The sequence below is a fragment of the Micromonospora sp. A3M-1-15 genome, assembly GCF_024213425.1.
GTDB classification, from domain to species: domain Bacteria; phylum Actinomycetota; class Actinomycetes; order Mycobacteriales; family Micromonosporaceae; genus Micromonospora; species Micromonospora chersina.
In genome coordinates this window covers 1,534,439-1,557,776 of record NZ_JANAVK010000001.1, presented here as the reverse complement: position 1 = coordinate 1,557,776, position 23,338 = coordinate 1,534,439, and the positions used below count along the sequence as shown (strand labels likewise).

General features: G+C 74.8%; 16 protein-coding genes. 10 read left to right on the top strand and 6 right to left on the bottom strand.

All coding sequences use genetic code 11. The annotated features are described in order from the left end of the window. Positions 1 to 212: 212 nt before the first annotated feature. The 3 genes from mca to NLX85_RS07125 all read left to right on the top strand — a co-directional run bounded on the left by mca (position 213) and on the right by NLX85_RS07125 (position 4,149). Positions 213 to 1,094 carry a mycothiol conjugate amidase Mca gene (mca, locus tag NLX85_RS07135; protein ID WP_254333687.1) on the top strand — a complete coding sequence of 294 codons (882 nt, stop codon included), beginning with the start codon at positions 213 to 215 and terminating at the stop codon, positions 1,092 to 1,094. 48 nt (positions 1,095 to 1,142) lie between these two features. After that, a complete protein-coding gene (locus tag NLX85_RS07130; RefSeq protein ID WP_254332507.1) occupies positions 1,143 to 1,436 on the top strand; it encodes a hypothetical protein in 294 nt (97 codons plus the stop codon). Positions 1,437 to 1,617: 181 nt separating this feature from the next. After that, positions 1,618 to 4,149, top strand: coding sequence for a putative bifunctional diguanylate cyclase/phosphodiesterase (locus NLX85_RS07125; protein ID WP_374628057.1), 2,532 nt, complete (start codon positions 1,618 to 1,620; stop codon positions 4,147 to 4,149). 108 nt (positions 4,150 to 4,257) lie between these two features. Here NLX85_RS07125 and NLX85_RS07120 read toward each other — a convergent pair whose 3' ends face one another. Further along, positions 4,258 to 5,283 (bottom strand): phosphatidylinositol-specific phospholipase C domain-containing protein, encoded by a 1,026-nt coding sequence (locus NLX85_RS07120; protein ID WP_254332505.1) that lies wholly within the window; start codon positions 5,281 to 5,283, stop codon positions 4,258 to 4,260. A gap of 219 nt (positions 5,284 to 5,502) precedes the next feature. On the opposite strand from NLX85_RS07120, the gene NLX85_RS07115 reads away from it, so the two are divergent. Then, positions 5,503 to 7,539, top strand: a complete 2,037-nt coding sequence (locus NLX85_RS07115; protein WP_254332503.1) for a thioredoxin domain-containing protein — start codon at positions 5,503 to 5,505, stop codon at positions 7,537 to 7,539. A gap of 3 nt (positions 7,540 to 7,542) precedes the next feature. Here the strand turns inward: NLX85_RS07115 and NLX85_RS07110 are convergent, their stop codons facing one another. Next, the gene (locus tag NLX85_RS07110) at positions 7,543 to 8,193 is read right to left on the bottom strand and encodes a pyridoxal 5'-phosphate synthase (RefSeq protein ID WP_254332501.1); all 651 of its coding nucleotides are present in this window, start codon (positions 8,191 to 8,193) and stop codon (positions 7,543 to 7,545) included. An 89-nt stretch (positions 8,194 to 8,282) separates the two neighbouring features. Here NLX85_RS07110 and NLX85_RS07105 point away from each other — a divergent pair, with 89 nt between their 5' ends. Together NLX85_RS07105 and purE are read left to right on the top strand one after the other, a co-directional pair. Next, positions 8,283 to 9,443 carry a 5-(carboxyamino)imidazole ribonucleotide synthase gene (locus tag NLX85_RS07105; protein WP_254332493.1) on the top strand — a complete coding sequence of 387 codons (1,161 nt, stop codon included), beginning with the start codon at positions 8,283 to 8,285 and terminating at the stop codon, positions 9,441 to 9,443. Then, a complete protein-coding gene (gene purE / locus NLX85_RS07100; protein ID WP_254332491.1) occupies positions 9,440 to 9,931 on the top strand; it encodes a 5-(carboxyamino)imidazole ribonucleotide mutase in 492 nt (163 codons plus the stop codon). The genes NLX85_RS07105 and purE overlap by 4 nt, the downstream gene beginning before the upstream one ends. Positions 9,932 to 9,990: 59 nt before the next feature. Here purE and NLX85_RS07095 read toward each other — a convergent pair whose 3' ends face one another. Then, on the bottom strand, positions 9,991 to 14,904 hold the full coding sequence (locus tag NLX85_RS07095) for an SCO7613 C-terminal domain-containing membrane protein (RefSeq protein WP_254332489.1): 4,914 nt from the start codon (positions 14,902 to 14,904) through the stop codon (positions 9,991 to 9,993). Positions 14,905 to 15,065: 161 nt separating this feature from the next. After that, on the bottom strand, positions 15,066 to 16,493 hold the full coding sequence (locus tag NLX85_RS07090) for a UDP-glucose/GDP-mannose dehydrogenase family protein (RefSeq protein ID WP_254332487.1): 1,428 nt from the start codon (positions 16,491 to 16,493) through the stop codon (positions 15,066 to 15,068). A 243-nt stretch (positions 16,494 to 16,736) separates the two neighbouring features. On the opposite strand from NLX85_RS07090, the gene NLX85_RS07085 reads away from it, so the two are divergent. Beyond that, positions 16,737 to 17,900: an acyl-CoA dehydrogenase family protein gene (locus NLX85_RS07085; RefSeq protein ID WP_189192830.1), complete on the top strand. Its 1,164-nt coding sequence runs from the start codon at positions 16,737 to 16,739 to the stop codon at positions 17,898 to 17,900. 56 nt (positions 17,901 to 17,956) lie between these two features. Here NLX85_RS07085 and NLX85_RS07080 read toward each other — a convergent pair whose 3' ends face one another. Next, complete coding sequence (locus NLX85_RS07080) at positions 17,957 to 18,616, bottom strand: hypothetical protein (RefSeq protein ID WP_254332485.1); 660 nt, start codon at positions 18,614 to 18,616, stop codon at positions 17,957 to 17,959. A 23-nt stretch (positions 18,617 to 18,639) separates the two neighbouring features. Here NLX85_RS07080 and NLX85_RS07075 point away from each other — a divergent pair, with 23 nt between their 5' ends. Both NLX85_RS07075 and NLX85_RS07070 read left to right on the top strand, forming a co-directional pair. Next, the gene (locus NLX85_RS07075; protein WP_107077192.1) at positions 18,640 to 19,155 is read left to right on the top strand and encodes an acyl-CoA thioesterase; all 516 of its coding nucleotides are present in this window, start codon (positions 18,640 to 18,642) and stop codon (positions 19,153 to 19,155) included. Positions 19,156 to 19,309: 154 nt separating this feature from the next. After that, complete coding sequence (locus NLX85_RS07070) at positions 19,310 to 21,298, top strand: acetoacetate--CoA ligase (protein WP_254332483.1); 1,989 nt, start codon at positions 19,310 to 19,312, stop codon at positions 21,296 to 21,298. An 8-nt stretch (positions 21,299 to 21,306) separates the two neighbouring features. Here NLX85_RS07070 and NLX85_RS07065 read toward each other — a convergent pair whose 3' ends face one another. Further along, positions 21,307 to 21,996 carry a TIGR03089 family protein gene (locus NLX85_RS07065; protein ID WP_254332481.1) on the bottom strand — a complete coding sequence of 230 codons (690 nt, stop codon included), beginning with the start codon at positions 21,994 to 21,996 and terminating at the stop codon, positions 21,307 to 21,309. 151 nt (positions 21,997 to 22,147) lie between these two features. On the opposite strand from NLX85_RS07065, the gene NLX85_RS07060 reads away from it, so the two are divergent. Beyond that, a complete protein-coding gene (locus NLX85_RS07060) occupies positions 22,148 to 23,293 on the top strand; it encodes a glycosyltransferase family 1 protein (protein WP_254332479.1) in 1,146 nt (381 codons plus the stop codon). Positions 23,294 to 23,338: the final 45 nt, after the last annotated feature.

The window sequence follows — 23,338 nt, the reverse complement described above, 5'->3', positions numbered from 1 at the left end:
GGCGGGTATCTCCTGGCGTTGTTGTCGGCGGCATCGGCAAGAATGGCAGAGTCCATCTTCCCAGCCCGGCGCTGAGCCAAGGATGGCAGGTCGGCCCCGCCGCCGACCGGCCAGCACGGGGGCTTTCGCGGGCGCGGGGGGAGATTCCGGCAGGTCAGCCGGGCGGGTCCGGGTGGGCCGGGCCCGGCGGGCACAGACGAGGAGCGCCGATGGTGGCAGAGCAGCTGCGGCTCATGGCGGTGCACGCCCATCCCGACGACGAGTCGAGCAAGGGCGCCGCCACCATGGCGAAATACGTCGCCGAGGGGGTGGATGTCCTGGTCGTCACCTGCACCGGTGGCGAGCGGGGCAGCGTGCTCAACCCCAAGATGGATCGGCCCGACGTGTGGGCCAACATCGGCGACATCCGCCGCGCCGAGATGGACGCGGCCCGCGCCATCCTCGGCATCGAGCAGGCGTGGCTCGGCTTCGTGGACTCCGGCCTGCCCGAGGGCGACCCGCTGCCGCCGCTGCCGGAGGGCTGCTTCGCGCTGGAGGAGGTCGACGTCGCGGCCGCCCCGCTGGTGCGGCTCATGCGCCAGTTCCGCCCGCACGTCGTCACCACGTACGACGAGGAGGGCGGCTACCCGCACCCCGACCACATCATGACCCACAAGGTGGCGGTGGCCGCCTTCGAGGCCGCCGGCGACCCGGACCACCACCCGGAGCTGGGTGAGCCGTGGCAGCCGCTCAAGCTCTACTACGACGTGGGCTTCTCCCGGGCCAAGATCATGGCGCTGCACGAGGCGATGCTCGCCGCCGGCCTGGAGTCGCCGTACGGGGAGTGGATGAAGCGCTGGGAGGACCGCCCCGACAAGGGCGAGCGGATCACCACCCGGGTCGAGTGCGCCGAATACTTCCCGGTCCGCGACGACGCGCTGCGCGCCCACGCCACCCAGATCGACCCGGACGGCTTCTGGTTCCAGGTGCCGATGGACCTTCAGCAGCGCGCCTGGCCCACCGAGGACTTCCAGCTCGCCCGCTCGATGGTCGACAGCCCGCTGCCCGAGTCCGACCTCTTCGCCGGGGTGCGCGAGACGTGCCATGCCCGCTGATTTCCCGGCGGGCTACGCTGGTCGTCAGCCGCACATCGGAGGAACACCATGCTGACCACCGCCCAGGTGCTCGCGGAGAACAACTTCGGTGACACCCGCACGGGTGGTCTGGCCGGCCCGATGGGCCTCTTCCTCATCGTGCTGCTGGCCACCGCCACCGTCCTGTTGATCCGCAACATGAACGCCCGGCTGCGCCGGCTGCCCGACCGGTTCCCGCAGCAGACCGGGCCGGCCGAGCCGGACCGGGCCGACTCGACAGTCGCCGATCCGACAGACGGGACCGCCGCGCAGGAATCCCCGACGAACGCCCCCAACGGCTCCCAGCAGCGCCGGAACGGCTGAACAGCGCGTGAATCACGCCGAAGCCGGTCGTCCACCCCTGTTGCGACCACCGGCTTTGGCTTAGCCTTCCGCCGGGGGGACCGTAAAGGCCCCGAGCCGTGCGCGGAAGGGGGGCGCCGATGTCGATGGCAGCAACGGCCCCCGACCGTGCCCTCCGGCCGCCGTCCGACGAGGTGGGCCCGTGACCTCCGGCCGGGCCGGCCAACCCCCCGATGAGCGGGGCCTGCGCGGCACGCCGGTCGGCGTTCTGCTGCTGACCGTCGCCGTCGCCGTCACCGCCCTGGCGGCCGCCGTGGTCGGCCTCACCGTTCCCGCGCACCTGCCGCCGGACGACCCGCTGCCCGGGTTCGTCCGGTTCGGCGTCGCCGTCGTCGTGTTCGCCGTGGCGCAGCTCGCCCGTCTGCGCTTCCGCACCGCCTCGGGCATGGTCAGCATCACCTGGGGCGAGGCGGCCCTCGTCGTCTGCCTCTACCTCGTACCGGCCGGCTGGCTGCCGGCCGCAGCCCTGCTCGGCACCGGGGCCGCGTGGACCGGCATGTCCCTGGTCGCCGACCGCCGGCCCGCGCTGGAGCTGGTCCGGATCGCCGGTTCGCTGACCGCCGCCACCGCGCTCGCCGCGGCGGTCGCCAGCGCGCTCGGCCGGCCGCTGCTCGCCGCGCCCACCCCGGAGCTGGCCCTCGCGCTGACCGCCGGCGCGGTGGCCTACCTGCTCACCACCGCCTGGCTGGGCGGCGCCGGCCTCGCCCTGCTGCACGGCATCCCCATCGGTCCGCCGCTGCTCGCCGCGCTCCGCGGCAAGCTGCTCATGTTCGTGGGCAACGTGGCGGTCGGCCTGGTCGTGGTCACCCTGCTGGAGCTCGACCCGCGCTGGCTGCTGCTCCTGCCGCCGCCGCTCTGGCTGCTCCAGCAGACCTACCGGCACCGCCTGCGGGCCGACCAGGAGCGGCGGACCTGGCGGGCGTTCGCCGAGGCCACCGCCGCGCTCAACCAGCTCGACGAGCGGGGCGTGGCGACCGCCGCCGTGACCGGGGCGCTCACGCTGTTCGGCGCCGAGCTGGTCGAGGTGGACGTGGCCCGGGGCGACGGCCGCTGGCGCCGCTACCGGGCGGACACCGGCGCCCAGGTGCGCGACCGCGAGGTGGAACCCCCGTCGGCCACCGGGTCCGGCGAGCACGAGCTGGTCCGGCGGCTCGCCGTGGGCAGCGCCGAGGTCGGCCAGCTGCGGGTCCGGTTCCCCCGCTCCGCCCCGCCCACTGCCCGGGAACGGGACGGCGTCGCGGCGTTCGGCGACGCGCTGGCCGCCGCCCTGCACGACGCCGCGACCCACCGCGAGCTGCGGCTGGTCACCGCCCGCTCGTCGTACGAGGCGGTGCACGACCAGCTCACCGGGCTGCTCAACCGGGCCGCACTGCTGGCCAAGGGCGACCAGGCGTTGCGGCAGCGCGCCCACGACCACCCGGTGGCGCTGCTGCTGCTCGACATCAACCAGTTCAAAGAGGTCAACGACACGCTGGGGCACGCGGCCGGCGACCAGCTGCTGCGGCTGGCCGCGAACCGGCTGGCCACCATGACCCGTCCGGGCGACCTGCTCGGCCGGCTCGGCGGCGACGAGTTCGCCCTGCTGCTGACCACGGTCCCGGTGGTCGACGATCGGGCCGCCCCGCTGGCGTACGCGCTGCGGCAGGCCCGGGAGATCGCCGAGCGGCTGGCCGCGCCGACCGAGGTGGCCGGGGTGCGCATGTCGGTCGAGGTGGCGGTGGGTGTGGTGGTCGCCGACGCGGGCACCGCCGACCTGACCGAGCTGCTGCGCCGGGCCGACATCGCCATGTACCAGGCGAAGGAGGGCGGCGGCAGCGTCGCCGCGTACGACAGCTCGCGCGACGCGGCGAGCACCGACCACCTGGCTCTGCTCGCGGAGCTGCGGGAGGCCCTGGAGGCCGACGACCAGCTGGTGCTGGCGTTGCAGCCGGCGGTGGACCTGGCCACCGGCGCCCCGACCGGGGTGGAGGCGTTGATCCGCTGGCGGCACCCGCGCCGGGGCTGGCTCGGTCCGGCGGACTTCATCCGCCCGGTGGAGAACAGCGAGCAGCTCGGCAGCTTCACCCGCTACGTGCTCGACAAGGCCCTCGCGGTGGCGGCCGGCTGGGCGCACGAGGGGCTGGACATCCCGATCTCGGTGAACCTGTCGGCGCGCAGCCTGCTCGACCCGCGGCTGCCGGCCGAGATCGGCGAGGCGCTGCGCCGGCACCAGGTGCCGCCGCACCGGCTGGTGCTGGAGATCACCGAGACGGTGGTGATGAGCGAGCTGGAGGTCATCGACGAGGTGCTGGCCACCCTCCGCGCGATGGGCGTGCAGCTGGCCGTCGACGACTTCGGCACCGGGTTCTCCTCGCTGACCTTCCTGACCCGGATCGCCGTGGACGAGTTGAAGGTGGACCGTTCCTTCGTGATCCGGATGGCCGACTCCCCGGAGGCCGCCGCGATCGTGCGCACCACCGTCGGGCTCGCGCACGAGCTGGGGCTGCGGGTGGTGGCCGAGGGCGTGGAGACCGCCGAGCAGCGGACCGCCCTGGCCGAGCTGGGCTGCACCGCCGCCCAGGGCTACCACTTCTTCAAGCCGATGCCGGCGGACAAGATCGGTGCGGTGCTGGGGTCGCTGCGGGACACCGCGCGCGGCAACGTCCTCCCGCTCCGCGCCGACGGCGCCTCCTGACCGTCCCGCACCCTCGCCGTCCCGGGTCTTTCGGCCGTTCCGCGCCGGGCGACCGACCGCGCCGCCGGGACCGATCGCCACGGCGGCGCGGGACGGCCGGTCGCCGGTTCAGCCGCGGGGCAGCACGTCGTCGAGGACGGTGGGCAGGGTCGCCCAGTCGGCGGAGGCGATGCTCGCGTGCTTCCGGGCCAGCTCGGCCACCCGGGCCGCCGCCGCGTCGGCGTCGCCCGCGCCGACCGCCGGAGGCACGTTCTGCGCGTCGGTCACCACCAGCAGGTAGTGGTTGGCGTCGTACCAGGCGGTGTCGATGCCCCCGGTGACGTACGCGGTGGCGTCGCCGTCGAACAGCACGAACCACGGCCGCAGGCTCGCGTCGGCGTACCGGGTGCGCGGGTCGCCGGCCTGCGCCCGGTGCACCGCCGGGAAGGCGCGGGCCGTGCCCAGCGTGCCGGCCGCCGCGAGGCCGGCCAGGTGGCGGGCGTACTCGACGTCGGTCCAGAGCGTGTCGGTCGGGTTGCCCTCCTCGACCGTGCCGGGGATCAGCTCGACGATCACCTTGCCGGCGAGCTGGGCCCGGCTGGGCCAGGCATCGGCGCGCGCGGCGGCGTCCAGGCCGGCGTGACCGCCGAGCAGGTCGGCCGGGCGGAACACCCGGTCGCCGAGCCGGGCGGCGAGCACCGCGTCGAGCTGGGCCGGCCCCTGCCCGGTACGGCCGCTGAAGCCCGTCTTCAGCTCCAGCTTGAGCACCAGCGGGCCGGCCTCGGGGTGCGCGCCCAGCCAGAGCCGGATGTCGTCCAGGCAGTGCTCCAGGTTCCGGTTCCGGGTGCCGGTGTAGAGCTGGGCGGCGCTCGTGGCGGCCACGCAGTTGTTGTCGTTGCCGAGCGGGTTGGAGTGGCTGACCCGCCACTGCCGGGTCAGCACGTCCGGCCAGACGTCCAGCTCGATGAGCCCGGGCCGGGCGTCGAGCGCCTGGGCCAGGTAGGGGTAGGTGCCGCGCTCGTACGCGTTGTGGATCCCGACGCCGGTGGTGGCGGAGAAGCGGGTCTCGGGCGGGACCTCGGCCGACGCGGTGCCGGGAGCCAGCACGGTTCCGGCGAGGGCGGCGAGGGCGAGCAGGGTGGGGAGTCTGCGCATGAACCGTCTCCTTCGGACGGCCCGGCGGCGCCGGGCATGCGCTGATTCAAATCAACAAAGATGAATATCGGAAGGACGGATCGTGTCGCTCGGTCGCGTCACCGACACCGGGCCGGACGGGACAGCGGAATCGACGGGTCGGCCGGGCCGGGAAATCATCCCCGGCCCGGCCGTCCCGCTCGCGCCGCACAGTCGCTCCGCGCTCGATATGGTCGTCGGGTGAACCGACTCGCCGACGCCACCTCGCCCTACCTGCTCCAGCACGCCGACAACCCGGTCGACTGGTGGCCCTGGTGCGACGAGGCGTTCGCGGAGGCGAAGCGGCGCGACGTGCCGGTGCTCATCTCGGTCGGCTACGCGGCCTGCCACTGGTGCCACGTGATGGCGCACGAGTCGTTCGAGAACGAGGGCGTCGCCCAGCTCATGAACGACGACTTCGTCTGCGTGAAGGTGGACCGGGAGGAGCGGCCCGACGTCGACGCCGTCTACATGACCGCCACCCAGGCGATGACCGGGCAGGGCGGCTGGCCCATGACGGTGTTCGCCACCCCGGACGGCACCCCGTTCTTCTGCGGCACCTACTTCCCGCGGGCGAACTTCATCCGGCTGCTCGGCTCGGTCGCCACCGCCTGGCGGGATCAGCGGGAGGCGGTGCTCCGGCAGGGCGCCGCCGTGGTCGAGGCGATCGGCGGCGCGCAGGCCGTGGGCGGCCTGACCGCCCCGCTCACCGCCGAGCTGCTGGACGCCGCCGCCGACCAGCTCGCCACGGAGTACGACGAGACGAACGGCGGCTTCGGCGGCGCGCCGAAGTTCCCGCCGCACATGAACCTGCTCTTCCTGCTGCGGCACCACCAGCGCACCGGCTCGACCCGGAGCCTGGAGATCGTCCGGCACACCTGCGAGGCGATGGCCCGCGGCGGCCTGCACGACCAGCTCGCCGGCGGCTTCGCCCGCTACTCCGTGGACGGGCACTGGACGGTGCCGCACTTCGAGAAGATGCTCTACGACAACGCCCTGCTGCTGCGGGTCTACACCCAGCTCTGGCGGCTCACCGGGGACCGGCTGGCCCGGCGAATGGCCCGCGACACGGCCCGGTTCCTCGCCGACGAGCTGCACCGGGCCGGCGAGGGTTTCGCCTCGGCGCTGGACGCGGACACCGAGGGCGTCGAGGGCCTCACCTACGTCTGGACCCCGGCCCAGCTCGCCGAGGTGCTGGGCGAGGAGGACGGCCGGTTCGCCGCCGACCTGTTCGGCGTGACCGAGCAGGGCAACTTCGAGGGCGGCACGAGCGTGCTCCGGCTGGCCCGCGACGTGGACGACGCCGACCCGGCGGTCCGGGCCCGCTGGCAGGAGGTGGTGGGGCGGCTGCTCGCCGCCCGGGACACCCGCCCGCAACCGGCCCGGGACGACAAGGTGGTGGCCGCCTGGAACGGGCTCGCGATCACCGCGATCGCCGAGTTCCAGCAGGTCGCGGCGCTCTACGCGTCCCCCGACGACGAGGACGCCAACCTCATGGAGGGCGTCACCATCGTGGCCGACGGCGCGATGCGGGACGCCGCCGAGCACCTGGCGGCCGTGCACGTGGTGGACGGCCGGCTGCGCCGGGTCTCCCGGGACAAGGTCGTCGGCGAGCCGGCCGGCGTGCTGGAGGACTACGGCTGCGTGGCCGAGGCGTTCTGCGCGCTGCACCAGCTCACCGGCGAGGGTCGCTGGCTCACGCTGGCCGGTCAGCTCCTCGACGTGGCGCTGGCCCGGTTCGCCGCACCGGACGGCGGCTTCTACGACACCGCCGACGACGCCGAGCGCCTGGTCACCCGGCCGGCCGACCCGACCGACAACGCCACCCCGGCCGGCCGCTCGGCGATGGTCGCGGCGCTCGTCGCGTACGCGGCGTTGACGGGGGAGACCCGCTACCGGGAGGCGGCCGAGGCGGCCCTGTCGACGGTCGCGCCGATCGTCGCCCGGCACGCCCGGTTCACCGGCTACTCGGCCACGGTCGGCGAGGCGCTGCTCTCCGGGCCGTACGAGATCGCGGTGGTCACCGACGACCCGGTGGGCGACCCGCTGATGGCCGCCGCGCTCCGACACGCCCCGCCCGGGGCCGTGATGGTGGCGGGCCGCGCCGACCAGCCCGGTGTGCCGCTGCTGGCCGACCGGCCGGCGCTGGGCGGGCGGCCCACCGCGTACGTCTGCCGGGGGTTCGTCTGCGACCGGCCGGTCACCACGGTCGAGGATCTGGTCAGCCGGCTCGGCTGACGGTCACGGCCAGAGCAGTTCGCGGCTCCACCCGTCGGCGTCCCGCCGGTACCGCAGCCGGACGTGCCGGCGCTCCCGGTCGGCCTGCCAGAACTCGACGCTCGCGGGGTGCACCGAGTAGACCGTGTGGCCCTCGGCGACCAGCCCGGGATCGGCGGCCAGCCGGGCCCGCACCGCGGCCAGTTCCCGGTCCAGTTCGGCGCGGTCGGCGAGGACGGCGCTCTGCCGGCCGGCCAGGGTCGCGATCCGGGAGCCCTCCGGGCGGGCCAGGAAGTCCCGCCGGGAGACGGCGGGGTCGGCGGGCCGGGCGGTGCCGCGCACCCGGACCTGCCGGCCCTGCTCCCGCCAGTGGAAGCCGAGCGCGACGCGGGGGTTGCTGGCGATCTGCCTCCCCTTGGCGCTGGTGGCGGTGGTCGCGAAGTGCCAGCCCTCGGCGTCCAGGTCCTTCAGGATCAGTACCCGCACGTCGGGCCCGCCGTCGGCGTCGACCGTCGCGACCGTCATGGCGTGCGGCTCGTCCACCCCGGCGGCGACCGCTCCGGCCAGCCAGTCGGCGAAGAGGGCGGTGGGTTCCGCCGGCACGTCGGCCGGGTCGAAGGACGGCATGTCGTGGGCCAGCACCGGCAGGCCGCGGAGCAGATCGCGGGTCGTCATGGGGGTGATCCTGCCAACCGGGAGCCGGTCCTCCCAGGTCCGGCCCTCCGGACCGTCGCCCGCCGCCGCCCCGATAGGCTGGCGGCGCTATGGATTCCCGTACCGGACTGCCTGTCGTCGGAATGGTGGGCGGTGGCCAGCTGGCCCGGATGACCCATCAGGCCGCCATCGCCCTCGGCCAGTCGTTGCGCGTGCTCGCGCTCGCCCCGGACGACGGCGCTGCCCTGGTCGCCGCCGACGTCCAGTACGGCGACCACACCGACCTCGCCGCCCTGCGCACCTTCGCCAAGGGCTGCGACGTGGTCACCTTCGACCACGAGCACGTGCCCAACGCGCACATCCGCGCCCTGACCGAGGAGGGCGTGAAGCTCTTCCCGCCGGCCGAGGCGCTGGTGCACGCGCAGGACAAGCGGGTGATGCGCGAGCGGCTCGGTGAGCTGGGCGCGCCGAATCCGGCCTGGCGTCCGGTGGCGGCCCCGGCCGACCTGGTGGCGTTCGGCGCGGAGATCGGCTGGCCGGTGGTGCTCAAGGCCGCCCGCGGCGGCTACGACGGCCGGGGTGTCTGGATGGTGGAGGACGCCACGGCGGCCGCCGAGCTGGCCACCACCCTGCTGGCCGGCGGCACCCCGCTGATCGTCGAGGAGCGGGTGGCGCTGCGCCGGGAGCTGGCCGTGCAGGTGGCCCGGTCGCCGTTCGGCCAGGTGGCCGCGTACCCGGTGGTGGAGACGGTGCAGCGGGACGGCATCTGCGTCGAGGTGCTCGCCCCGGCGCCGGACCTGCCGGAGGAACGGGCGGTGGCCGCGCAGCAGCTCGCCATCGACCTGGCCACCGCGCTCAGCGTCGTCGGCCTGCTGGCGGTGGAGCTGTTCGAGACGCCCACCGGGCTCGTGGTGAACGAGTTGGCCATGCGGCCGCACAACTCCGGGCACTGGACGATCGAGGGGGCCCGGACCTCCCAGTTCGAGCAGCACCTGCGGGCCGTGCTCGACTACCCGATGGGGGACACCTCGCTCACCGCGCCGGTCGTGGTGATGGCGAACGTGCTCGGCGGCGAGCCGGGTGGCATCTCGATCGACGAGCGGCTGCACCACCTCTTCGCCGCGGAACCCGGGGCCAAGGTCCACCTCTACGGCAAGCAGGTGCGCCCGGGCCGCAAGATCGGGCACGTCACCGTGCTCGGCGACGACCTGGACGACGTACGGGCCCGGGCCGCGCGTGCGGCCCGCTGGCTGCGGGAAGGACGCGAATGAGCACCGTCGGGCTGATCATGGGCAGCGACTCGGACTGGCCGACCATGCGGGCCGCCGCCGAGGCGCTCGACGAGTTCGGGGTGCCCTACGAGGTCGGCGTGGTGTCGGCGCACCGCACCCCGGTCAAGATGATCGAGTACGGCCGGTCGGCCGCCGACCGCGGCGTCAAGGTGATCATCGCCGGGGCGGGCGGTGCGGCGCACCTGCCCGGCATGGTCGCCTCGGTGACCCCACTGCCGGTGATCGGCGTGCCGGTGCCGCTGAAGTACCTCGACGGCATGGACTCGCTGCTCTCCATCGTGCAGATGCCGGCCGGCGTGCCGGTGGCCACGGTGTCGATCGGCAACGCCCGCAACGCGGGGCTGCTCGCCGTGCGCATCCTGGGCGCCTCCGACCCGGCGCTGCGCGACCGGATGGCCGCCTACCAGGCCAGCCTGGAGGACCTGGTGGCCGAGAAGGAAGCCACCCTCCGCGCCTCCCTGGGCTGAACGCGCCCGGACCCGGCACCCTCTGCCCGCCCTCGACGGCGGGCGCCCACCCCTCCGGTTTATCGCATTCCGCGTAGGGCCGTCTGGAGCCGTTCCTGGGCGCGGCGGCGGCGCTCGTTGCTCGCGCCGAGCACCAGCAGGACGAAGCCGACCGGGATCAGCACCAGCCACGGGCCGAGGCTGAACAGCGCGTGCACCGCGGCGACCGCGGTGACCGTGGCGCCCACGATCACCGGCGCCTGCTGCCGGCTCGTCGAGCCGAAGATCAGCACCGCGACGGCGCCGAGCAGCAGCAGCACCTGGCGCAGCATGCTGGACTCGGTGGCCAGCACGATCGTCAGCGTCGGCAGGAACGCGGCGACCAGCGCCGGCCCGTACGCCACCCAGCTCGACAGGTCGGGCCGGTGGCGCAGTTGCAGCACCCCGACCAGCAGGGCGAGCGCGGCGAACGGCAGCGTGTAGGCCTCCGGCAGCGCCACGTCGGCCACCCGCATGAGGATCCACCAGGCGCTGATCTCGCAGATCACCACCGCCCAGAACAGCAGGTTCCGCTCCACCGGCCGCCGGCCCGGGCGGCTGGCCGCCACCCCGAGGACCGCGCCCCAGGCGGCCAGCAGCGCGGCGATGTGCCGGGGCGAGTCGTACGCCAGGGCCAGCGCGATGAGCGCCGCCGCGTGGCCGCTCCACTCGACGGTGGCGGCCTCCCGGTACGCCTCGGGCCGGCGCAGCCGGGGGAGGGCGGTGGCGAAGACCTGGAGCGCCGCCCCGACGGCCAGCACCCCGAACGCGGACCAGACCGCGGCGAGCCCGGCCACCAGGCCGAGGGTGAGCACGAAGAGTTGCGCCATCAGCGAGGCGAACAGCCAGCCGAGGATGCGGGCCCGCTGGGTGGTGCCGAAGAGCGCGGCGACCGTGCCCACGCCGACCGCGCCGCCCAGCGTGAACAGCGTCAACTCCCGGGTGGCGAGGCTGCCGGCGAGCCCGGCGTTCCCGGCGGCCAGCCCGATGGCGAACACCAGTACCCGGGCCACCCGGATCGAGCGGGCCGGTTCGGCCAGCGCCGGCGGCGGGGTGAGCGCCAGCCCCAGCATCGAGACGGTGAAGACGGCCAGCCCGGCCGTCGCGGTCACCGGCCAGCCGCGGCCGAGCGCCACCGGGGTGATGAGCAGCGTGAGCGCCGCGCCCGGCAGGATCACCGGCACGGCCCGGGACCGCCGGCCGCCGCTGAACCCGGTGGCGGCGAGCGCCGCCGTCGCGGTGAGCAGCAGCGCGGTGAGCACGTGCGTGGGATCCACCGCCTCGGGCGGCGGGGTGAGCAGGTCCGGCGGCGGCCCCTGCCAGACCCGGGACAGCACCTGGAGCGGCTCGACCAGCGCCACCACCAGCGCCGGCGCCAGGGTGGCCAGGGCCAGGGCGGTGGGCAGGGACGCCGCGGCGAGCGCCCCGGCCGCCGGGCTGACCCGCCAGCGCAGCTCGGTGGGGTCGTCCGGCGCCCGGCGCAGCGCCCCGTTGAGCAGCACCGACCAGCGGCGGACCGGTTGGGCCGAGCCGACCGGTGGGACGGTGGCGGCCCGGATCAGCTCGGCGAGCACGCCGAGCAGCGCCGCCGCGGCGGCGTACACCCCGGCGGGGAGGTGGGTGATCACGGCGGCGGCGGCGCTGACCGTCGCACCGCCGACCACGGCCACGCTCGCGTAGGGGAGGTACTGCGGCACCTGCCGGCGGACCGCCGCCACCGCGGCCAGGCCGATGCTGGACGCGGCCAGCGCGGCCGTGAGCACCACCTGCGGGGGTCGGCCGTACTCGGCGGCCAGGGCGGCCACCGCCCCGGGCAGGGCGAGCAGCGCGGCGCCGGCCGCCGCACCGCCGACCTGCACGAGGTGTGGCGGCATCCCCTCGGTGCGGACGTCCTCCACCATGGCCGGCGCGAGCGACCGGGCCAGCGCGGCCACGGTCACCCCGATGAGCGCGATGCTGCCCAGCGCCAGCGCGGTGGTCCACGGGCGGACCAGCCCGGCGCCGGCGGCGTGCAGGGCGACCACACCGGCCACCGTGGCCCGGGACAGCGCGGCCCGCGGGTCGGCCGCGGCCACCGCCGCCATCCCGAAGACCGTGGCGACCATGGCGCCCACCAGCACCGGGGACCACCAGGGCAGGTCGAACGCGGCCGGCGCGCCGATGGTGGCGAGCACGGCGGCCGCGCCGGAGACGTCGTACTTCCAGGGCGGCGGCAGCAGGATGCCGGCGGCCACGGCCAGCAGCGCCAGCGCGACCGGCGCCTGCCAGGTCGAGCCGCCGGTCGGCGCGGCCGGCCAGCCGCTCAGGTCGCCGGCCCAGATCGGGCCCGGCGTGGCCAGCACGCCGACCCCGCCGCGCAACGCGCTCCAGGCCGCGATGAGCCCGATCAGCGTGCCGCCGACGGCGATGCCGAGGACCGGCCCGCGCCGCCACTCCTCGGGCATCGCCCGGGCGGCGACGGCGACGACGGTCACCAGCGCGGCGGCCACCACGAGCTGGCCGCCGGGGGCCAGCACGGCGGCGATCCGGGCCAGGGTGGCGATGAGCGCCACCGTGGTGGCGGCGAGGGCCAGGTCGGAACCGTCGAGGGACAGGTCGGCGCGGCGGCCGGCGTCGATCCGGGGGGCCAGCGCGAGCAGCGCGGCGGCCACCAGCAGCAGCCCGCCCACCCAGGCGTCGGCGGTGGTGGCGCCGGGCGCGCCGAATCCGGCCGCGGCGACCGCCACCGCGCCCAGCACGGTGCCGAGCGCGTGCGGCACGCTGAGGTGCCGCTGCGCGACCTGGACGAGGGCGGCGTAGCCGAGCGTGACGCAGACGCCGAGGAAGCTCGCCGCGAGGATCGGGACGGTGACCTCGCGCAGGTTCGCCTGGGTGAGGGTCGGCGCGGTCGGCACCGTGGCGGCGACGAACGCGGCCACCGCGCCCGGGAACGCGAACGCGGCCCCGCCGGCCGCCCAGGCGCAGACGGTGTCCGCGGCGGCCGCGGCGATCCGGACCCGGGGCGCCAGCGAGACCAGCGCGCCGGTCAGGAATAGCAGGGTCAGCGCGGCGGCCGTGAGCGCGGGCCGGGCGAGCGCGGCGCCGGCCCCGATGAGCCCCAGCCCGGCGGCGGTCACCGAGTGGGCCACCGCGGCGCGCTCGGTGCCGGCGGTGAGCCCGAGCACGCCGATGGCCACCGCGGTCAGCAGCATCGGCCAGCAGGCGGTGGCCCAGCCGAGCCCGAGCGAGGCCGGCACGGCGAGGGCGGTCAGCGCCGCCCCGACGACCGCGAACTCGCGCCGGATCTCGGCCGGCAGGGCGACCACCGCGGCGATGGTGAGCAGCAGCGCGCTGGCGGCGAGTTGCCACCCGGTCGGGCCGACCGCCGCCGCCAGTTCGGCGTGCCACCCGTTCAGGTCCGCCGACCAGGCGGGCAGCGCGGCGCGGACCGGCGCCAGTCCGGCGCGCAGCGCGCCACCGGCCACCACGAGGCCGCTGACCGTGAGCGCGACCGCCGAGGCGAGCTGCGGCCCCCGCCGGGCCGCCTCCGGTACGGCGCGGACCGCGAACCCGGTGAGCGCGATGACCGCCGCGATGAGCAGCAGCGACCGGCCGGGGAAGGCGACCGAGGCGACCCGGCCCAGGGCGCCGATCACCGCGAGGGTCACGATGCCGGCGCCCACGTCCGGCAGCGGCGGCCGGCGCAGCACCAGCGTCCCGGCGAGCCCGACCAGCGCGGCGAGCAGCAGGAGGGCGCCCGCACCGGCGGCGGCCGGCACGGTCGCGGCGCGCAGCAGGGCGGTGACCGCGTACGCCAGGGCGACGGCGACCGCCGCCCCGTGCAGCAGCCAGGTCAGCTCGCGCAGCCACGGCACCGGGCGCGCCGGCGGGACCGGCTCCGCGCCGGGGGGCGGCTCCGCGCCGAGCACCTCGGCGGACTCCTCCGGGTCCGACTCGGGCCGGTCGTCGGCGGCGCGCTGCCTCGGCGGGGCGGGCTCGGGGGAAGGGATCGGCAGGTCCCGCCGGACCGGGCGTTCGACCACCACCGCCGAGCGGGCCAGCGCGAGGTCGACGACGGCCACCACGGTGAGCACCAGCGCCCACCCGGCCGGCCCGGTGATCCGCTCGTACGCCAGCAGCGGCAGCACCGGCTGGGCGGCCAGCACGGTGGCGAAGCGGGGCGCCCGCAGGCCGGTCCCGTACGCGTACCCGAAGGCGACCGCGGTGGTGACCAGGAAGATCGACCCGGAGAAGGCGGCGCCGGAGGTGCCGCCGCCGATCCGGTCGACGGCCCAGAGCGCGTACCCGGCCAGCGGCACCAGCAGCAGGCCCACCGCGGCGATGGTCTCGGCCGTCGAGGTGAGCCCGCGCCGGGCCAGCACGGGCGGGGCGAGCAGCATCAGCACGGTGGCGACCAGCAGCACACCGAGCCGGGCCAGCGCGTCCATCGAGCTGGTGGCGACCGCGGCGAAGACCACCGCCGCGACGCCGAGCAGCAGCGCGCCGAGCCCGAGGGGGATGTTCTGCACCTCCCGCGAGGACGCCTCCGGCGGGTGCTCCGGGTTGTCAACGTCGAGCCACTGTGGGCGGCTGCGGGGCGGCGGCGGGGGCGGAAGGTCCTCCGGGCCGGTCGACGGGGCGCCCTGCCGGGGCACCCGGGGCGGCGCGCCGGTGGTGGCGGTCGGGGGGCGGCGGCCGGGCCGGCGGCGCAGCACGCGGCGGGGCCGGGTGGCCTGCTTGATCCGTTCCTCACCGGCGTGCGCCAGGATGTCCCGCTGGAAGAGGGCGGCCTGCATCTTGGCGGCGATCTGCCGCTGCTCGCGGGCGATCTCGGCGTCGCGGGCCTTCATCTCGGCGATCGAGCGCTCGATCTCGGCCAGGTGCTCGGCCCACTGTGGCTGGTCCGCGCCGCAGTGCGGGCAGACGACGGCGGGCTTGATCTCCCGCCCGCACGAGGCGCACCTGAAGCTCTGCACGACACTCTCCCGTCCGGTCGGCCCCCGCACGGTGGACCTCCCAGTCGCAGCATGCCTTGACCGGGCCCGGATTTCGACAGTTGCCGGCGCGTTCCGGACAACAAAAAGGGCCGGCCGGCCGGGGATCGGGTCCCCGGCCGACCGGCCGACGGTTCACGGGGTCAGGGGCGACCCATCCCGCGGTACTCCCAGCCGGCCTGCGTCCACAGTGTGGAGTCCAGGCAGTTGCGGCCGTCGACCACCTTGCGGCCGTTGGCCAGCTCGCCCAGCGCGACCGGGTCGGCGTTGCGGAACTCGGCCCACTCGGTGAGGACGCAGACCAGGTCGGCGCCGCGGACGGCGTCGTTCATCGTGGTCTCGTAGTTCAGCTCGGGCACCGCCCGGCGGGCGTTCTCCACGCCCTGCGGGTCGAACACGTGCACGTCGGCGCCGGCCTTGCCGAGCAGCGCCGCGACGGCGAGGGCCGGGGCGTCCCGGACGTCGTCGGTGTTCGGCTTGAAGGTGGCGCCGAGCACGGCGATCCGGGTGCCGGAGAGGTCCGGGCCGGCCGGGCCGGAGCGGCGGCCGAGCAGGTCGGCCGCGAGCTGGATCACCCGGGTGCGCCGGCGCAGGTTGATCAGGTCCACCTCGTGCAGGAAGCGCAGCGCCTCGCCGGCGCCGAGCTCCTGGGCGCGGGCCTGGAAGGCCCGGATGTCCTTGGGCAGGCAGGCGCCGCCGAAGCCGAGGCCGGCCTGGAGGAAGCGGTTGCCGATCCGGGGGTCGTACCCGATCGAGCGGGCGAGCTGGGTCACGTCGCCGCCGGCGGCCTCGCAGACCTCGGCCATCGCGTTGATGAAGGAGATCTTGGTGGCCAGGAAGGCGTTCGCGGCGACCTTGACCAGCTCCGCGGTGGCGAAGTCGGTGACCACCAGCGGCACCTCGCGGTCCTCGGTGGCGGCCAGGTCGAAGACGCCCTTGTGGGCGGCGTAGAGCATGCCGTTGGCCCACTCGCTCTTGACCCCGACCACGATCCGGTTGGGGCGCAGCACGTCGTCGACGGCGAAGCCCTCCTGGAGGAACTCGGGGCTCCAGGCCACCTCGACGCCCAGGTCGGCGGGGGTGTGCTTGCCGACCAGCTGCTCGACCCACTCGGCGGTGCCGACCGGCACGGTGGACTTGCCGACGATCAGTGCCTTGCGGCTGAGGTGCTGGGCGAGGCTGGTCACCGACGCCTCGACGTACGACAGGTCGGCGCCCATCCCGTCGGCCCGCTGCGGGGTGCCGACGCAGATGAAGTGCACGTCGCCGAAGTCGGCGGTCTCCTGGATGTCGGTGCTGAACCGGAGCCGGCCGGCGGCCAGGTTGCGCCGGAGCAGCTCGTCCAGGCCGGGCTCGTGGATCGGCACCTCGCCGGCGTTCAGCTTCGCGATCTTGTCCGCGTCCACGTCGAAGCCGAGCACCTCGTAGCCGAGCTCGGCGTAGCAGATGGCGTACGTCGCGCCGAGGTAGCCGGTGCCCAGGAAGGTCACCCGGGGTCGGGCCGCGCCCGAGGGCGGCGTCACCGCGGCGATGGCGGGCATCGGCTGGGTGTTCGGGTACGGAATCGTCACGCCTGTCTTCTCCGCTCGCACTGGCGGCGCTTCCTTGCGTCGCGTTCTGCTGGGGCGCCAGGGCCGGCACCGAGGGGAACTCTGTGTGTGAGGGTAGTTGTGGCCTGTCGCCCCCGCTCGTGCGCGAGCCTACCCGCCGGTAGGGTTCGCCCGAACCCTGGTGGCTATCCTTCAGTCTGCGTCAGTTGGCGGCCTCCGGGCGTCACAGACTGCGCATGATAGCGGTGAAAGGGGAGGGCCGACATGCCCGCAGAACAGTCGTTCGACGTCTACCGGTTGCCGGAGGAGCACGACGCGATCCGGGAGGCGGTCCGGGAGGTCTGTGCGGCGAAGGTCGCTCCGCACGCCGCTGAGGCGGATGAGACCGGTGAGTTCCCGAAGGCGTCCTACGACGCGCTGCGGGCCGCCGACTTCCACGCACCGCACATCCCCGTCGAGTACGGCGGCGCCGGCGCGGACGCGCTGGCCACGGCCATCGTGATCGAGGAGGTGGCCCGCGCCTGCGCCTCGTCCTCGCTGATCCCGGCCGTGAACAAGCTGGGCACCATGCCGCTGATCCTGGCCGGCTCCGAGGAGCTGAAGCGGAAGTACCTGACCCCCGTGGCGGCCGGCGACGCGATGTTCTCCTACTGCCTCTCCGAGCCGGAGGCGGGCAGCGACGCCGCCTCGATGACCACCAAGGCGGTCCGGGACGGCGACCACTGGGTGCTCAACGGCGTGAAGCGGTGGATCACCAACGCGGGCGTCTCGGAGTACTACACCGTCTTCGCTGTGACAGATCCCACAGCCCGCTCGAAGGGCATCTCCGCCTTCGTGGTGGAGAAGTCCGACGCCGGGGTGAGCTTCGGCGCGCCGGAGAAGAAGCTCGGCATCAAGGGCTCGCCGACCCGCGAGGTCTACTTCGACAACGTCCGGATCCCGGCGGACCGCATGATCGGCGCCGAGGGCACCGGCTTCGCCACCGCGATGCGGACCCTGGACCACACCCGGGTCACCATCGCCGCGCAGGCGGTCGGCATCGCGCAGGGCGCGCTGGACTACGCCAAGGGCTACATCCAGGAGCGCAAGCAGTTCGGCAAGGCGGTCGCCGATTTCCAGGGCATCCAGTTCATGGTGGCCGACATGGGCATGAAGCTGGAGGCGGCCCGCCAGCTCACCTACACGGCGGCCGGCAAGTCCGAGCGGGGCGACGCCGACCTGACCTACTTCGGCGCGGCGGCCAAGTGCTTCGCGTCGGACGCCGCCATGGAGATCACCACCGACGCGGTGCAGCTGCTCGGCGGCTACGGCTATACCCGGGACTACCCGGTCGAGCGGATGATGCGCGACGCCAAGATCACCCAGATCTACGAGGGAACCAACCAGGTGCAGCGCATCGTCATGGCGCGCCAGCTGCTCAAGGGCTGACCCTCCGGGGGTGACGATCGGGCGGGCGGGCCGGGTGACCGGCCCGCCCGCAGTCGTCAACGGATCTCGGTGGTGCCCTCCGGCCGGGTGGTCGCGCGCGGGGGCGCGGACCACGGCGACTCGCCGCCGGAGCGGCGGGGCAGGGGTTCGGTGGGGGTGTCGGGATACGCCAGCGTGAGCGGGGCGGTGTCGCCCTCCTTCGTCGGGCCCGCCGGGGGCCAGTCGCCGAGCGGGGGGTTGTGCTCGATCGGCTCGGCGGCCGGGGTCAGCTCCGCCTCGGCCGCCGCCCCGCGTGGCCACTGCCGCCAGCGTTGGCCGCTGAACACGGCCATCAGCAGCAGCACACCGATCAGGAACAGCGTGCCGTTCTCCAAGGGGTGGCGCAGCGGCAGCGGGTCCCCGAGCATCTTCCAGCTCTCGGGGACCCGGTCCCGCACGCTGAAGGGCGCGACGAACAGCCCGAGGTAGGGGACCACGAGCAGCAGCCCGGCCACGGCCGGGCCGAGTGGCGAGAAGCGCAGCGTGCCGAGCAGGCCGAGCAGGATGCCGGCGACGCCCAGGTAGACGGCCGGCTCGATCAGGTTGGGCGTGCTGTACGTACCGATCTCCACCCAGCGGTGCACGGTGCGCTCAGATCCGTCCTGACCGAGCGTGACGAGCACCCAGGTGACGGGCGCCACCACCAACCCGGCGAGGAAGCTCCAGAGATGTCGCATCCGCGCACCGTACCGTTTTCGGCATGACAGATCACCCCTCCGCCCCGCAGGGCAAGCCGACCTCGTACTCGCGCGTCACGCTGAGTCGCATCATGACCGCTGTCGATGTCAATCTGTACGGGACCGTTCACGGTGGGGTACTGATGAAGTTCGTCGACGACGTCGCCGGGGCGGCGGCGGCCCGCCACAGCGGGGGCACCGCGGTGACCGCCTCGATCGACGAGATCGTCTTCTCCGAGCCGGTCCGGGTCGGCGACCTGGTGCACGCGCACGCTCAGGTCAACTGGACCGGCAACACCTCGATGGAGGTCGGGGTGAAGGTGGTCGCCGAGCGCTGGGACTCGGCCGAGGACGAACCCGTCCGGGTCGCCACGGCGTACCTGGTCTTCGTGGGGGTGGACGTGGGCGGCGCGCCGCGCCCGGTCCGGCCGGTGCTGCCGGAGACGCCGGAGGACGAGCGGCGCTACCGGGAGGCCGAGATCCGCCGGGCCCACCGGTTGGCCCGCCGCCGCGCCATCCAGGCCCACCGGGCCGGCTGACGGAGGCCGGCCCACACACCCCGCGGCCCGGGCGTGTGGGCCGGCCACGCCCCGTCACCGGCACCCGGTGCGGAGAATTGCCTCGCGAGGTAGGGCAAGATGGCGCCACGGCCCATGCACAGTGTCGTGACGGGGCCTCAGGGAGGGTGGAACAGTGGGTGACGTGCTGTGGACGCCGCCGGCCGACGTGCGTGAGCGGTCCCGGATCGGTGACTACCTGCGCTGGCTGGCCGAGCACCGCGGGCTGGAGTTCGCCGACTACGACGCGCTGTGGCAGTGGTCGGTGACCGACCTGTCCGCCTTCTGGCGGTCGGTCTGGGACTGGTTCGACGTGGTCGCGCACACCCCGCCTACCGCCACGCTCACCGACCGCACCATGCCGGGCACCCGCTGGTTCCCCGGCGCCACCCTCAACTACGCCGAGAACGTGCTGCGGATGCCCGGCCTCGGCGACGACGACCCGGTGGTGATCGCGCACGGCCAGACCCGCGCGCCGGAGACGCTGACCGCCGCGCAGCTGCGCGAGCAGGTCCGCCGGGTGGCGGCCGGCCTGCGCCGGCTCGGCGTGGGGAAGGGCGACCGGGTGGCGGCGTACGCGCCGAACATCCCGGAGACCTACGTCCTGCTGCTCGCCACGGCCAGCCTCGGCGCGATCTTCTCCTCCTGCGCGCCCGAGTTCGGCACCCGCAGCGTCACCGACCGCTGGCAGCAGATCGAGCCCACGGTGCTCGTGGCGGTCGACGGCTACCGCTACGGCGACAAGCCGGTCGACCGGCGCGCCGAGGTGGCCGCCATCCGGGCCGCCCTGCCGTCGCTGCGGCACACCGTCGGCATCGCGTACCTCGACCCGGCCGGCGAGGCCCCCGAGGGTGCGCTCTCGTGGGCGGAACTGGCGGCGGAGACCGACGAGCCGCCGGCCTTCACCCCGGTGCCCTTCGACCACCCGCTCTACGTGCTCTACTCCTCCGGCACCACGGGGTTGCCCAAGCCGATCGTGCACGGCCACGGCGGCATCCTGCTGGAGCACCTGAAGATGCTGGCCCTGCACCACGACCTGGGCCCGGGCGATCGGTTCTTCTGGTTCACCACCACCGGCTGGATGATGTGGAACTTCCTGGTCTCCGGGCCGGCGGTGGGCGCGGCGATCGTGCTCTTCGACGGCAACCCGGGCCACCCCGACCTGGGCGCGCTCTGGCGGCTGGCGGCGGAGACCGGCACCACCTACTTCGGCACCTCGGCGCCGTTCCTGCTGGCCTGCCGCAAGGCCGGGCTGGTCCCGAAGGAGAACGCCGACCTGTCCGCGCTGCGCGGGGTGGGCTCGACCGGCGCCCCGCTGCCCGTCGAGGGCTTCACCTGGGTCTACGAGAACGTCGGCGACCGCCTCCAGCTCCAGTCGCTCTCCGGCGGCACGGACGTCTGCACCGGCTTCGTGGGCGGCGTGCCGCTGCTGCCGGTGCACGCCGGGGAGATCACCTGCCGGGCGCTCGGCGCGAAGGTGGAGGCCCGCTCGGCCGACGGCACGCCGGTGATCGGCCAGCTCGGCGAGCTGGTGATCACCGAGCCGATGCCGAGCATGCCGGTCGGCTTCTGGAACGACACCGACGGCTCCCGCTACCGGGAGGCGTACTTCGAGGTCTACCCGGGGGTCTGGCGGCACGGCGACTGGATCACCATCAACGAGCGCGGCGGCTGCGTGATCACGGGCCGCTCCGACGCCACCCTCAACCGGGGCGGCGTCCGGCTCGGCACGGCCGAGTTCTACTCGGTGGTCGAGGGGCTGGACGAGGTGGTCGACTCGGTCGTGGTGCACCTGGAGGACGACGAGGGCGGGGCCGGCGAGCTGCTCCTCTTCGTGGTGCTCGCCCCGGGCCTGGAGCTGGACGACGAGCTGCGGCGCAAGATCTGCCGGGAGCTGCGTACCGCGCTGTCGCCGCGGCACGTCCCCGACGAGATCCACCAGGTCCGGGCCGTCCCGCGCACCCTGAGCGCGAAGAAGCTGGAGGTCCCGGTGAAGAAGATCCTCACCGGCACCCCGGTGGACAACGCCGCGGCCAGGGGCGCGCTGGCCAACCCGGAGTCGCTGACCGCCTTCGCCGCCTTCGCCCAACGCCGCGCCAACGCCGAGGACCCCACCCCGGCCTGACCTCCGCGTCAGGTCAGGGCCCGGGTGACCTTCTCCGTCGCCGTGCGGGAGTCGAGGCGGGTCGGGTCCAGGTTGGCGCAGGCGACCAGGGTGGCGCCCGCCGTGAGGGGAGCCAGGAGCCAGTCGACCGGGTCGGGGTGTCGGGTCACGTCCGCCAGGAGCCGGTCGCCGGGGGTGAGGCACAGCTCCGCGGCCCGGGCCTCCGCGCGGGCCAGCAGCGCCGCGTCCCCCGCGCCACCCCCGGGGTACGGGGTGAAGTGGTCGCCGTGACCGCGTACCGCCGACACGAAGTCGGCGAAGCCGGCCGGCACCTCCCGCATCGGCAGCGCGAACGGGTCGAGGGCCAGCGCGTACCGCTCGCCGGCCGGCCAGGCGCCCGCCTCGTCGAGCCGGCCGGCGGCGGCGAAGAGCACGTCCACGTCGCCCGGGGCCTCGGCCACGGTCAGCTTCGCCGACCAGCAGCCGAGCAGCACGGCGGCGGTCTGCCAGTGCGGCGGCAGCAGCACGGCGGCCGTGTCGCCGGGGGCGAGGGCGACCTCGTCGACGAGCAGGTTGGCCGTCTTGGCCACCCAGTTCGCCAGGGTCGCGCCGGACAGTTCGGTGCGCTCGCCGGTGGCGTCGTCGTACCAGGTCAGCAGGGGACGGGCGGGGTCGGTCGCGATCGCGTCGGCGAACACCCGGGCAATGTTGTCGGCCATCGGCGCGAACGATACGCGCCCGGGGCGCGTACTCGATGACAACGACAAGTCGGCGTACCGTCGGGTCGCAGTCAGCGTCGGGCAGCCGGCCCGGCGTAGGCTTGCCGACAGTGTTGTTCCCCACAGACGCGCCAGCCTGAGGAGTCGCCCCGTGACCGCCGGTCGCCCGCCCCGCGTGCTCATCGACGCCACGAGTGTCCCCGCCGATCGCGGCGGCGTCGGTAGATACGTCGACGGCCTGCTCGGTGCCCTCGGCCGGGTCTGCGGCTCCGGCGTGGACCTGGCCGTGGTGAGCCTCCGCACCGACCTGGAGCGCTACACCCGGATGCTGCCCGGCGCCGAGGTGATCCCCGCCCCGGCGGCCGTCGCGCACCGGCCCGCCCGGCTCGCCTGGGAGCAGACCGGCCTGCCGCTGCTGGCCCAGCAGGTCGGCGCCGAGGTGCTGCACTCGCCCTTCTACACCTGCCCGCTGCGGGCCGGCTGCCCGGTCACGGTCACCGTGCACGACGCGACCTTCTTCACCGAGCCGGAGCACTACGACAAGTCGCGCCGCACCTTCTTCCGCAGCGCGATCAAGACCTCGCTGCGCCGTGCCAACCGGGTGATCGTGCCGAGCAAGGCCACCCGCGACGAGCTGATCCGCCTGCTGGACGCCGACCCGACCCGGATCGACGTGGCCTACCACGGCGTCGACCAGGCCGCCTTCCACGCCCCGAGCGAGGAGGAGAAGGCCCGCGTCCGGGCCCGCCTCGGGCTCGGCAGCAGCAGCTACGTGGCGTTCCTCGGGGCCAAGGAGCCGCGCAAGAACGTCCCGAACCTGATCCGCGGTTGGGCCCGCGCGGTGGGCGACCGGGAGAACCCGCCCGCGTTGGTCATCGCCGGCGGCCAGGGGCACGACGACGACATCGACCGTGCGGTGGCCGAGGTGCCGTCGCACCTGCGGCTGCTCCGCCCCGGCTACCTGCGCTACGGCGACCTGCCCGGCTTCCTCGGCGGCGCGCTGGTCGCCGCCTACCCGTCCTACGGCGAGGGCTTCGGCCTGCCCATCCTGGAGGCCATGGCGTGCGCGGCGCCGGTGCTCACCACCCCGCGGCTCTCCCTGCCCGAGGTGGGCGGCGACGCCGTGGCGTACACGAGCGAGGACCCGGACCAGATCGCCACCGACCTGACCGCCCTGCTCGACGACGAGCAGCGCCGGCTCTCCCTGGCCAAGGCCGGGTTCGACCGCGCCAAGGAGTTCACGTGGGAGTCCAGCGCCGAGGTGCACATCGCCGCGTGGAGCCGTGCGCGTTCCTGAGTGTCACCTGCGGGTACGCCCGACCCCGGTCCCGTAGCACGGCGG